Genomic DNA, 10,388 nt, shown 5'->3' with positions numbered 1-10,388 from the left:
TTTACCAGTTTTTCTCCTATCAGTTGTCCGACTAGACAAACCAAAAAGAGTCTTTTTGATGTTGCCAAGCGGTTTATAATTCTTTTTTCAGCGCCCCGTATAAAGCTGAATAATCTTGCTCTGCGAATCCCATTTCTAAAGCTTTTTCAAGAAGGTGCTGCACTCCTGTTAGGGGAAAAGTGGTTAAATCTAACTTCTCTGATTCCTCTAAAAAGAGATTGACATCTTTGAGTAAATGTTTAGTGGGAAAATTAGGGTTAGCATAATTTTCTTCTAACATTCTGGTTAATTTTTTGTCAAAAGTAGGCGCATATAAGGCACTTTGACGCAGGATAGTCATGAACTTTTCTAGATCTACTCCTTGCTGGGATAAAAAAGCTAAACTCAAAGCAAAAGCACTGGTTAGAGAGGCAATTAATTGATTTAAAGCTAATTTTAACGCCGCGGCGGTTCCCACTGCCCCGATTAACATCGGTTTTTGACCAAAATTTGCTAATAAATTTGACCATTGATGGAACTGTTTCTCCGTTGCTCCCACCATAACTAAGAGAGTGCCATTTTTAGCTTCGGGAATACTTCCTAACACGGGTGCTTCTAGATATTCTCCCCCTTTAGCAACAATTTTATCTCGCAGTTGTTTACTTTCAGAAGGAGCAATAGTTCCCATCTGGATAATAGTCCGATTATTGAAGTTAGATTGCTCGGAATTTAATCCTAAAACCTCTTGGATAACGGCGGCATTAGTTAACATTAAAATTAGACAATCTGCCTCTTGAATAACTTGATCGGGACAGCTAACTGTTTTGGCTCCCAACTGCTGTAAAGGTGCTAATTTTTCTAAGGTGCGATTATAGGCAATAACAGAAATTTTCTGATTTAATAATCTTTCTACCATTGGCGTTCCCATTAATCCTGTTCCCAAAAATCCAACTTTCATAACTCAACTTTTCCTGATTTAGTGATTAGTTTTTACTTGTTTTTATGGCTGTCCAATGACGTTCGGAAGACTGATAAATTTTAACATTTTTTAATCCCGATTGCTGGATTAAATCTTCGATTTCTGCTAGGGTAAAAGCGGCCTGGAGAGAATCCTTAAATAGTTGCGCTTGTCGGGGAGAAAAATTAGGATCGATTTCCCTCACCATCCCCTGGATTATTTCCTCGGAATCGGGACGGAATAAATCTCTTAAAAAAATGCCACCATTGGGTTTTAAAACTCGCTTAATTTCCCTTAAAAAAGGCAGAGGATTTTCGAGATGGTGGATTAAACTATTAGAAATAACTAAATCAAATTGCTCGGATTGGTAGGGAAGATTTTTTCCATCAACTTTTTCTAATTTGATCTGTTCTTGACAGTTAGCACTCAGGATATTTTTTTGACCAATTTCTAACATAGAATCGGCCAGATCAATAGCGATAATTTGCCATTGGGGACGCAGTTGACAGAGCATAATCGGAATGCGTGCAGTACCGGTTCCCACATCTAATACCCTAGCATTAATACCGGCCAATTGTACGGCTTCTTTAGCAAAATTAGTATTAACTTCGGTGAAGTCCATGGCATCATATTCGATCGCTTCTTCCCGATCATCCATTACTTCCGGTTCTAAAATTCTTTCCATAGAAAAGCTATCCTTAAGGATTACAATATTCACAATACATCGGATCGGCAGTTTTTTGACCGTTGGGAAAGAGTTTTTCCTCTCGATAATCACACCTTTGACAACCGTATAGTTCCAGTTTAATTAAAGAGGTGGGAAAGTGACATAAACCACAGGGTAAACCCGATGTTCTTTCGATAATATCAAACCCCGGACAACCACAATTAGGACATAATTGATTAAGTTTCTGCACCAGATTTGCTGTCGCAGCTGCAATTGCTTTCATCCGCGTGGGATTGTGCATAGCACGCATATCGGTTTCTAGGTGTACTTTGCCGTTTTTGTCAAGAATATCTTCAACAATTTTAACTAAATTTTTCTGGTCAGTAATTCCCTTAAAAATCTGCTCGGAGTCGAGAGAATTTTTATCAAACATCACCACTAAACCATGACTAGGAAACCCGATTTTTTCGGCAAATTCTAAAGCAGCTGCTAGATTAGTTACAGTTTGGTGAGCGTGATTAGTTTCCGTGACTATTGCTTGACCAATTATTTCTAGATTATGGACTCGATCGAGCAATAAAATCAATTCACGATTACAGGAAATCAACGGCAAGTGGGGATAGGGATAAAAACTACCCTCACTAGCAATTCCGATATCGTATCCCGAAAGCTCGATCGCTTGTTGTGCCTTCCTGCGAGCGGTTTCAATTTGTGTCCCGATGCGCTTAATATCCCGGGTAAAAGTGCCAAAGCGATCGGTATTAAAATTATCGGGTACAATCACCTTAAGGCCTATTTCTTGCGCTAAAATCGGTGCAATCACCCGCTCTTTTCCGTGCATAGTCCCTAAAATTGCTATCCGATCTTGAAACATCTTTGTCAAGTAAAAAGGAGACAGGAGACAGGAGACAGGAGACAAATTCACCTGATAACTGATGGTGGGTTACGGCGAATACTAAATAGGTGGTAAAATATCTAAGTTATTGTCGCCTAACCCACCCTACGCTAACTTGAAACATCTTTGTCAAGTAAAAAGGAGACAGGAGACAAATTCACCTGATAACTGATGGTGGGTTACGGCGAATACTAAATAGGTGGTAAAATATCTAAGTTATTGTCGCCTAACCCACCCTACACTAAGTTGCTGGGGTTTTTTCCTGAGCTTGTTTTAATCTTTCTGCTGCTGTTTCCATGACTTCTGCAAAGTTTTCGAGAATTTCGCCGGGGTGCGCTTCGAGGATTTTTGTGGATAGGGAAATGCGATTTTTATATTCGTCAATTTCCGCGACTACCACTTTAATTGCTTGACCAACTTTAAAGAAAGTCATGGGAGAATTAAAAGAGGCTCCTGTCACCTGTTTAGCATGGAGTAATCCCGTCACTCCACCGCAATCGACAAAGACACCGTAGGGTTGTAATTTAACCACGGTGCCACTTAATAATTTACCCACAGCTAATTGACTGATAGCGTTAGCGCGAGCAATTTCTCGCTGAGATAAAACTAATTTATTATTTTCTTGATCGATTTGAATAAAAGTTGCGGTTAAAAGTTGTCCGATCAGGGAATCTAAATCATTTTTTTCGATTAAATGGGAGCGAGGGATAAATCCTTTTAATCCCTCCACCTCTCCCGTCACTCCCCCCTTATTCACCCCCGTGACGCGCAGCTGCACCGACTTGCCACTTTCAGAGATTTCCCTGACATTTTCCCAAGCTTTTTGTAGTAATAATTGCCGCAGAGACAGGGTAACTTGTCCTTCCGCGTCCTGTCCACGGGTAATCAGAAAATCGAATTCTGCACCTATGGGTAAAGCTTCAGCAATAGAAATAACATTTTCCAGGGAAATTTCCCTTAAAGGAATAAAAGCGGAGGATTTGCCGCCAATATCGATGAATGCTCCATCGGAGGTGTGTTGATCGACTCTCCCGCGCACGATCTGCCCTTTTTCAAATTGATAATCGTATTGATCAAGAGCTTTGGCAAAATCGTCCATGGAAAAGGCTGGGTTCGGTGTCATGATAAATAGAATGGTTACAAGTATAATTTCGATCTGCTTCCAGTGTAAGCTGAAGCTTGAGGGGTCAGACCATTAAGATTTAAGAAGGCTAAATAACTCTAGCACATGATCCCAGGCAGATTTGGCCGCATTAGCATTATAACTAGCCCTTTGGTCGCAGAAAAAGCCATGGTCGGCATTTTCATAGCGGAAAACTCGATGAGGAATTTGATAACGGATTAATGCGTTTTCTATCTCATCCACTTGCTTTTGAGGAATACTCGCATCTAACATCCCGAAAAATGCGTAGATTGTCCCTTTGATTTGGGGAGTCACCTTCACTGTCGCTTGACCACCCCCAGGGGTTCCCGTGGTGATTCCCGCACCGTAAAAAGAGGCACTAACTTTGATATCCTCTAGAGTGGAGACAAGATAAACCACATGACCACCAAAACAAAAACCGATCGTGCCGACACCGGTTTTTTTCACCTGTGGCAAACTATAAAGATAATCGATGGTGGCTTGGATATCGCTGATTAATTCGGCTGCTTTGGTTTGTTCTTTGTACTGACGACCGATTTCAATATCTTCCATACTGTACCCCGTTTCAAAACCAGGAGCGAATCGCTGATAAATGGCAGGAGCGATCGCTATATAGCCTTCTTGGGCAATTCTGCGGGTGACATCGCGAATATGGTCGTTTACGCCGAATATTTCCTGAATCACGATAATTGCCGGATAAATTCCCCCTTGATCGGGAATGGCTAAATAGGCATCTATGTCAATATCTTTGTTAGAAATCGTAACAGTTTGCGTATTAATAGTCATAATTTTCTCGATGAAAAGGGTTTTAGGGTGTTAGGGTTTTAGGGTTGTAGGGTCTTAGGGTTGTAGGGTTTTAGTTGAATTCCCCCAATTCCCCATCTCCCCAATTCCCCATCTCCCCATTCCCCAATTCCCCATTTCCCCACTTCCCCATTCCTCAAATTAAAACAAACTTTTCCAAGGCCGCAGCCACCCCATTTAAGTTTACACTAGGGGCAACCCAATCGGCTTGATCCTTAACAGCTTGGGGAGCATTACCCATGGCAACACCGACACCCGCATAGGTGAGCATAGAAACATCATTAAAATTATCACCGATCGCCATAACGTTTTGCGGTTGTAATCCTAGGATATCTTCGGCCAAAAATTGGGTGGCGCTTCCCTTGGTAGCCTCAACGTGGGTAACTTCAAAAAAAGTCGGACTCGATTGGGTAAAGTATAAATCTTGATTTTGATAGCGTTGCTGTAAATGATGCCAAATCTCGGCGATAAATTGCTTATCTTCCCCCATGGCTAGGATTTTAGTGGTTTTGTGGGCAACTTTGCGTAAATCTCCCACTGCTTCGGCAATAATACCCGATCGCTGCCGATAGAATTCCGTTTCCGCGTTTAATTGCCGCACATAAAGCACATCGTCCATATAAAAATTAAGGGAGATTTTCTCTTTCCATTGGGGTTGTTCGAGATAATCTAAAAGATCGATCGCCAAGTCGGGGGAAATGGGAGTATGTCGATGGTGAACTTGGGAAACAGGATCTTGAATCCAAGCGCCATTGTAAGCAATTAAAGGTAAAGTGGATTTAAGGCGTTTATGAAAACGTAAAGCCGAGCGGTACATCCTACCAGTGCCAATAGCGACGGGAATTCCCTTTTTTTGGACGGCCGAGACAGCTTGCACCACAGCTGGATTAACCTGATTGTTATCACCGGCGATCGTTCCATCCACATCAACAACGATTAAGCGAATATCCACAGTCTTGTCCCATTCAACGGTAACAGTTATTGACACTCTCGCCGTCAAGCTACGCTGTGACTGGAGATTCTTGCTTCTACTCCTCTTAACTAGACACAATCGGAAGACTATGCCCCCGTCAGACCGAATCCACAAGCGTTTTAGTTTAACGTCTACCGACTGCCCGGCGGCGGACGGATCTGAATTTTATTTGTGGGCTGTTTTGACCTTAGCCGTTAAGCTTCTATCCTGCTTGACCCGTCACCATTACATTTTCAAGGGCGATATTTGTTCCGAGGTACAAAGGAGCGGGAGGTTTCCGTGATCCCTTACGCGCTTTACCGCTTTCTGTATTCTAGCGAAATCCCTCGAAAATTGTCAAAGTATTGAAAGCTAGGATGGAAGGCATGGGATTAAATGCAACAGTCCGAACATTTGGATACACGAATAAAACAATATTAAATTGGGAAAAGAAATTATCAGCCTGACAAGAAACGTTAGTATTTAACTCTAGATAAAATGTCACCATAATTACCTCAAAAACTGCCCTAGTTAATTATTTTTAGCTAGTTGACTAACAAGCCATGCTCTTAAATTCTTTTCTGCCTTCACTTCATCCTCTTTAGCAGTGGCTAAAAATTCATAGAGTTTAGTTTTGGGAACTAGGGGAAAAGTCGGACTAAATTCTCCTTCCTGATAAACCCCCTTTTCTAACCGATAAATGCGCCAGATTTGTCCATTAAAACGCCATAATTCCGGCACTCCCAAACGGGCATAAAGTGCTAATTTATTAATATCCGTGTGGGTGATATCCACTTCCACCACTAAATCTGGGGGCGGATCTTCAGTTAAATTAATCCTTTTCCCCAGCACTTTAGCTTGATTTTGAATATAGTAGGCATTATCGGGTTCTGCTCCTCGTTCTAAATCTTCCCTAGCTAGAGTTGTGGAACCCATACTTTTAATTTTTAAACCCAATTCTACCACCAAAATCCGAATAAACAATCCGATTAATTCTCGATAAAACTCGTGTTCTTCTAGGGGCATAGTAATTTCTAAAGTGCCACGATCATAAAATAAATGGGCGCGATTATTTTCTCCTAGTGCCTGTAAAATTTGCTGATAGGATAACCAACTGAGATGATTAAAAACTACCCGTTTCTCACCCCTAATTTGCTCAGTATTTAACTCCAGAGGAACTGTCACCATAACTGCCCCGAAAAGCGAAATTTATGCCCAAAAAAGGGGGTTGATTCACCCCCTTTTTATCTTATCAAACCAGTGCCGGAACTTGGGGCCAACGCCCGATCGTCTTACCAATGACCGCTAACTCCTGAGTTAATCGATCGAATCGGTCGGGGGTCAAGGATTGCGGCCCATCAGATAGGGCCTTTGCCGGGTTAGGATGTACCTCGATCATCAAGGAATCGGCCCCGGCTGCTAGGGAAGCCATGGCCATGGTCGGGACATATTCCCATTTACCCGTACCGTGGCTAGGATCGATCATGATCGGCAGGTGAGTTAAAGTTCTTAAAACGGGAATACAGGATAAATCTAGGGTATTGCGAGTATATTTACTGTCAAAGGTGCGGATACCGCGTTCGCAGAGAATGACATTGCTATTTCCTGCGGCGAGGATATATTCTGCCGCCATCAACCAATCTTCAATAGTGGCCGCCATGCCGCGCTTGAGTAGGACCGGTTTCGGTTGCGCCCCAACTTTTTTCAGGAGGGAAAAATTCTGCATATTGCGCGCCCCCACTTGCACCACGTCGGCTATTTCGACAATCTTATCGAGATCCGCTGCGTCCATTACTTCCGTGATAATACCCAAACCACTGGCATCTCTAGCCGCCGCTAGTAATTCCAAAGCGCTTTCCCCGTGACCTTGGAAAGCATAGGGAGAAGTGCGGGGTTTGTAGGCACCACCGCGGAGGAATTGCGCTCCGGCTGCCGCCACTCGTTTGGCAGTTTCCACGATCATCGCTTCATTTTCCACCGAACAGGGGCCGGCGACAATGCTAACGGTATGATTTCTGCCGATGGGGATAACACCGTTAGGAGTGGGGACTAAAACCTCGCTGTATTCGCCGTGACGGTATTCTAAAGAGGCGCGTTTGAAGGGTTGTTCGACTCGCAGGACGGTTTCGATCCAAGGGCTTAATTCTTGGATTTGTAGGGGGTCTAATTCCCTGGTTTCTCCGACTAAACCGATGACAACTTTATGCTTACCGACGATTTTTTCGGGACTTAATCCCCATGCCTCGAATTCGGCACCGACGCGCTCGATTTCAATTTCCGGGGAACCAACTTTCATGACAATAATCATGGCATTAACCTTTTATTTTTTTCTTTAATCTCTATTGTTGACGATTTCTAGAGGTTATCTATTTTTCTTCCACTTCTTTTTTGCCGGACCGCCAGGCGGAGATCGTTCTGCCAAAATTAGCTTGAAATTCTTGCCATCCTAGCCAATCCCCCACCCGATCCTCATCCCAAGAAGCGGAGAAGATGCCATAACTCAGACCGATGAAACCTAGACCAAATAGGCTTAAACTGACGAGCATGGCGACGTAGGAAGGGATTTCGAGAAGATCGTGGCTAATAATCCAGTAGAAGCCAAAAAAGGAAGCTATCCCCAGTGCCGTCGGCAGGCCACAAAATACCGCCATCCGTTTGGCCATCCGTTGACTGACCACTTGCGGAATCGCCTTTAAGCTGGTTTCCTCGGAGCGATTTTTTAGGGGCGGTGGCACGGGACTAGGGGCAATTTTCGGGGTTTTTCGCTTATTTTGGCGCGGCTCAAAGGGGAGACGTTCTTTTTTCTCCGTCGATTTCGATTCAGAGGCCATGGTAGGGATGCAAAGGGGGTATGCTTAACGGCGAATTCCGAGACGACCAATCAGGGTTTGATAACGTTGTTGATCTTTCTTCTGGATATAGGTTAACAGTCCCCGACGACGACCGATCATCTGGAGTAATCCCCGACGGGAAGCATGGTCTTTCGGGTTAGCTTTCAGGTGTTCGGTCAGTTGGTTGATTCTCTCGGTTAAGAAAGCTACCTGTAACTCCGATGATCCTGTATCGGTTTCGTGGGCCTGATATTGGCTGATTAGTTCTTGTTTTTTGGTCTGGGTTAAGGCCATAGGACTCGTGATCTCTGCTTAAACACTGCAATCTATCATAGTATCACGTTTCTGGTCGATCCGTAAACATTGTTCGGGGGGCAGGAGATAGGGTGATAGGTTTTGGGGTGATAGGGTGATGAGACAGCTTCCCCACCTCCCCACTTCCCCACTTCCCTATCTACCCCACTTCATAATCCATAATTCCCACACCCCACACCCCACACCCCACACCCCACACCCCACTTCCCCACTTCCCAATTCCCAATTCCCCAATTCCGCAAATCATGGCAAAATCTTAGACATAGCGTCTAACTTACCCTGAAGATTCCATGCTGTTAAAATCCACGACCCGTCATATTCGCATTTATACGGCTGAAGTAAAAAATAATCAATTAATCGAGAGTAACAATGTCTTGACTCTTGATGTGGATCCCGATAATGAATTTAATTGGGAGGAAGTGGCTCTCAATAAGGTTTATAGTAAGTTTGATGAATTGGTAGAGTCCTACAATGGGGAAGAACTGAGCGAATATAATCTCCGTCGCATCGGTTCAGATCTAGAACATTTTATCCGTTCTCTCCTGCAAAAAGGGGAAATTAGCTATAATCTCAACGCCAGAGTCCAGAACTATAGTATGGGTTTACCAAAATTAGGGTGAACAATTCCGCGTCAGTACCCACCCGCACACCTAGAAGGGTGGGGAAGTTGCATCGCGGCTCTTCTGGTTTCTGTGTGGAAACGAGGTCTATACTGATAGAATATCCGCAAAATAGCCCTAAAAGTCTTGCCCGATAAGCATTTCACGATTCCATAAGCAAAAATTATCACACAAAGTCGAGAAGAGCCATTATACCAAATACAAAATGAATTACACAGGATTGGAGCAGCAAAGCAAGGAATCACAAATAGCTGAATTAGAGCTATTTATAAAAAGTGTAATGGATTCAAGAGAACTGAAACGAGCGCTCTCAGTAAAGATGTAGATGTCTCTCGAAGGTAAAACCTGTGAAGAAATCAGCAGAATACTCTGTGTCAAGCAATCTTTTATATATTACGGTCGAAATATATTTAAAATAAATAGAAGGAATTAGAATAGGATATAAAGGCTCGATCGGATATTTAACAGATGACCAGATAAATGAAGTGATCGGGTGGTTAAAAGCAAAGATTTATTGGAACATGGATGAATTAATCGATTATATCAGCCAACCTTATGCTGTTATTTACAAATCAAAACAAAGCTCTTATCATTTGTTTTTGCTGGCGAGTATAAGTGGTCAAAAATCTCAAAAAAGTCAGCCAAAATTTGAGCAAGAGTTAGTCGAAAATAAGAAGAAATAAATTCAGAAACTATTAGCTGAAAACAACGATGCAATATCCAGACTTCTTCTCCACTGAGTAACCAGACTTTATAGAGTTTGTCAGCGAAACGTTTTTTTGTCTTAAAGTCCAGAAAACGGGTTTCTCAAAGAAAACGGGTTTCTCAAAGAAAACGGGTTTCTCAATAGTTTCTTGAAGAAACCCGTTTTCTAGGTGACTTAATGCTTCTTTCCAGGGTTCATCATAATTGGCGGTTGTTGGGTTCATTTGAGTTGTCCGCTTACTCTTAGGTGTAAAGCGCGATAGCGTAACGCACCGATTTAATAATAGAGTTGGTGCGTTACGGCGGCTTGTTAATTTTGGTTTTTTGACGGAATTGATAGCCGCCTAACGCACCCTACGCCTACTTAGTTAAACAAAGAAATTACCCCCTGGACTATTCCCTAAAGCTGGCAAAGCACCAGTAAAGCCGGTGATATTTATTAATAAATCATTGCTGGATTGGAAGCCAGCCGCGCTATCATTAATAACGAGGTAAGTTCCAGCTATTGCACCGGTTGT

The 10,388-nt window shown here is 42.8% G+C and carries 14 protein-coding genes; 3 read left to right on the top strand and 11 right to left on the bottom strand.

Features of this window, described 5'->3' with window-relative positions:
• Window positions 1-73: 73 nt before the first annotated feature.
• The 10 genes from PX482_RS16780 to rpsO form a co-directional block, all read right to left on the bottom strand.
• Window positions 74-937, bottom strand: a complete 864-nt coding sequence (locus tag PX482_RS16780) for an NAD(P)-dependent oxidoreductase (RefSeq protein WP_288122720.1) — start codon at window positions 935-937, stop codon at window positions 74-76.
• 25 nt (window positions 938-962) lie between these two features.
• On the bottom strand, window positions 963-1,622 hold the full coding sequence (locus PX482_RS16775; protein WP_002763008.1) for a class I SAM-dependent methyltransferase: 660 nt from the start codon (window positions 1,620-1,622) through the stop codon (window positions 963-965).
• A 13-nt stretch (window positions 1,623-1,635) separates the two neighbouring features.
• The gene (locus PX482_RS16770) at window positions 1,636-2,478 is read right to left on the bottom strand and encodes a DUF6671 family protein (protein ID WP_288122719.1); all 843 of its coding nucleotides are present in this window, start codon (window positions 2,476-2,478) and stop codon (window positions 1,636-1,638) included.
• A gap of 262 nt (window positions 2,479-2,740) precedes the next feature.
• Window positions 2,741-3,598 carry a S1 RNA-binding domain-containing protein gene (locus PX482_RS16765; RefSeq protein ID WP_052278385.1) on the bottom strand — a complete coding sequence of 286 codons (858 nt, stop codon included), beginning with the start codon at window positions 3,596-3,598 and terminating at the stop codon, window positions 2,741-2,743.
• A 96-nt stretch (window positions 3,599-3,694) separates the two neighbouring features.
• Window positions 3,695-4,429: a dienelactone hydrolase family protein gene (locus PX482_RS16760; protein WP_002763013.1), complete on the bottom strand. Its 735-nt coding sequence runs from the start codon at window positions 4,427-4,429 to the stop codon at window positions 3,695-3,697.
• 154 nt (window positions 4,430-4,583) lie between these two features.
• The gene (locus tag PX482_RS16755; protein WP_052275762.1) at window positions 4,584-5,399 is read right to left on the bottom strand and encodes a Cof-type HAD-IIB family hydrolase; all 816 of its coding nucleotides are present in this window, start codon (window positions 5,397-5,399) and stop codon (window positions 4,584-4,586) included.
• A gap of 531 nt (window positions 5,400-5,930) precedes the next feature.
• Complete coding sequence (locus tag PX482_RS16750) at window positions 5,931-6,587, bottom strand: Uma2 family endonuclease (protein ID WP_288122717.1); 657 nt, start codon at window positions 6,585-6,587, stop codon at window positions 5,931-5,933.
• A gap of 64 nt (window positions 6,588-6,651) precedes the next feature.
• Window positions 6,652-7,707 carry a 3-deoxy-7-phosphoheptulonate synthase gene (aroF, locus tag PX482_RS16745; protein WP_002763017.1) on the bottom strand — a complete coding sequence of 352 codons (1,056 nt, stop codon included), beginning with the start codon at window positions 7,705-7,707 and terminating at the stop codon, window positions 6,652-6,654.
• A gap of 58 nt (window positions 7,708-7,765) precedes the next feature.
• Window positions 7,766-8,230 (bottom strand): PAM68 family protein, encoded by a 465-nt coding sequence (locus PX482_RS16740; RefSeq protein WP_288094789.1) that lies wholly within the window; start codon window positions 8,228-8,230, stop codon window positions 7,766-7,768.
• A 24-nt stretch (window positions 8,231-8,254) separates the two neighbouring features.
• Window positions 8,255-8,524: a 30S ribosomal protein S15 gene (gene rpsO, locus PX482_RS16735; RefSeq protein ID WP_002738807.1), complete on the bottom strand. Its 270-nt coding sequence runs from the start codon at window positions 8,522-8,524 to the stop codon at window positions 8,255-8,257.
• Window positions 8,525-8,642: 118 nt separating this feature from the next.
• Here rpsO and PX482_RS16730 point away from each other — a divergent pair, with 118 nt between their 5' ends.
• From PX482_RS16730 to PX482_RS16720, 3 genes are all read left to right on the top strand, one after another.
• Window positions 8,643-8,828, top strand: coding sequence for a hypothetical protein (locus PX482_RS16730; RefSeq protein WP_125731656.1), 186 nt, complete (start codon window positions 8,643-8,645; stop codon window positions 8,826-8,828).
• Between the two features lie 7 nt (window positions 8,829-8,835).
• The gene (locus PX482_RS16725) at window positions 8,836-9,165 is read left to right on the top strand and encodes an NAD(P)H-quinone oxidoreductase subunit M (RefSeq protein WP_002738864.1); all 330 of its coding nucleotides are present in this window, start codon (window positions 8,836-8,838) and stop codon (window positions 9,163-9,165) included.
• A 521-nt stretch (window positions 9,166-9,686) separates the two neighbouring features.
• Entirely contained in the window at window positions 9,687-9,848 is a 162-nt protein-coding gene (locus PX482_RS16720) for a hypothetical protein (RefSeq protein ID WP_155119788.1), read from the top strand.
• A 390-nt stretch (window positions 9,849-10,238) separates the two neighbouring features.
• Here PX482_RS16720 and PX482_RS16710 read toward each other — a convergent pair.
• Window positions 10,239-10,388 (bottom strand): bluetail domain-containing putative surface protein (locus tag PX482_RS16710; protein ID WP_502888566.1); only part of this gene is annotated, 150 nt, incomplete at its 5' end.

It is taken from the genome of Microcystis sp. M53602_WE12, from assembly GCF_030065455.1.
In the GTDB taxonomy this organism is placed as follows: Bacteria; Cyanobacteriota; Cyanobacteriia; order Cyanobacteriales; family Microcystaceae; genus Microcystis; species Microcystis aeruginosa.
The sequence above is the reverse complement of the archived record's forward strand: the minus strand, read 5'-3'. Positions and strand labels throughout refer to the sequence as shown.

What these genes read in the sequence shown, in the direction of transcription:
- PX482_RS16760 (WP_002763013.1), bottom strand. Translation starts at nt 4,429, where the DNA reads ATGACTATTAATACGCAAACTGTTACGATTTCTAACAAAGATATTGAC.
- rpsO (WP_002738807.1), bottom strand. Translation starts at nt 8,524, where the DNA reads ATGGCCTTAACCCAGACCAAAAAACAAGAACTAATCAGCCAATATCAG.
- PX482_RS16730 (WP_125731656.1), top strand. Translation starts at nt 8,643, where the DNA reads ATGAGACAGCTTCCCCACCTCCCCACTTCCCCACTTCCCTATCTACCC.
- PX482_RS16775 (WP_002763008.1), bottom strand. Translation starts at nt 1,622, where the DNA reads ATGGAAAGAATTTTAGAACCGGAAGTAATGGATGATCGGGAAGAAGCG.
- aroF (WP_002763017.1), bottom strand. Translation starts at nt 7,707, where the DNA reads ATGATTATTGTCATGAAAGTTGGTTCCCCGGAAATTGAAATCGAGCGC.
- PX482_RS16770 (WP_288122719.1), bottom strand. Translation starts at nt 2,478, where the DNA reads ATGTTTCAAGATCGGATAGCAATTTTAGGGACTATGCACGGAAAAGAG.
- PX482_RS16780 (WP_288122720.1), bottom strand. Translation starts at nt 937, where the DNA reads ATGAAAGTTGGATTTTTGGGAACAGGATTAATGGGAACGCCAATGGTA.
- PX482_RS16750 (WP_288122717.1), bottom strand. Translation starts at nt 6,587, where the DNA reads ATGGTGACAGTTCCTCTGGAGTTAAATACTGAGCAAATTAGGGGTGAG.
- PX482_RS16720 (WP_155119788.1), top strand. Translation starts at nt 9,687, where the DNA reads ATGGATGAATTAATCGATTATATCAGCCAACCTTATGCTGTTATTTAC.
- PX482_RS16740 (WP_288094789.1), bottom strand. Translation starts at nt 8,230, where the DNA reads ATGGCCTCTGAATCGAAATCGACGGAGAAAAAAGAACGTCTCCCCTTT.
- PX482_RS16725 (WP_002738864.1), top strand. Translation starts at nt 8,836, where the DNA reads ATGCTGTTAAAATCCACGACCCGTCATATTCGCATTTATACGGCTGAA.
- PX482_RS16765 (WP_052278385.1), bottom strand. Translation starts at nt 3,598, where the DNA reads ATGGACGATTTTGCCAAAGCTCTTGATCAATACGATTATCAATTTGAA.